Raw genomic sequence first — 341 nt, forward strand, 5'->3', positions numbered from 1 at the left:
GGCTGGTCGCCGCGGCGCTGGTCGAGGCGGGGCTGCCGCTGCACGACGCCGCGGGGGCGGGGACCTCGGGCGGGGTCTGCCTGGTGCCCGAGACCAGCACCTGCGGGGTCCTGGTGAGCTGGCGCACCCACGACCGGATGGGTGTGCAGCTCTCTCGTGGGGAGGTGGTCCTGGAGGCGGTGCAGGAGCTCATGGACGCCGCCCTGGCCGACACGCTGGCCGAGCTGGGCTTCGTCGTCCAGACCTTCGGCGCCTCCGGCGTCCCGCTGGTGACGGCGGTGCGGTGACCGCGCCCCGGCGCCTGGCCAGAACGGGGGAGGGCACCCCTCCAGAGGCGGGCG

1 pseudogene is annotated in these 341 nt (G+C 76.5%); it reads left to right on the top strand.

What is annotated here, in order from left to right:
• Nucleotides 1-287: pseudogene (locus E9565_RS22070) on the top strand (hypothetical protein); the annotation flags it as partial.
• Between the last annotated feature and the right edge of the window lie 54 nt (nt 288-341).

Source organism: Blastococcus sp. KM273129 (genome assembly GCF_021698995.1).
Lineage (GTDB): Bacteria > Actinomycetota > Actinomycetes > Mycobacteriales > Geodermatophilaceae > Blastococcus.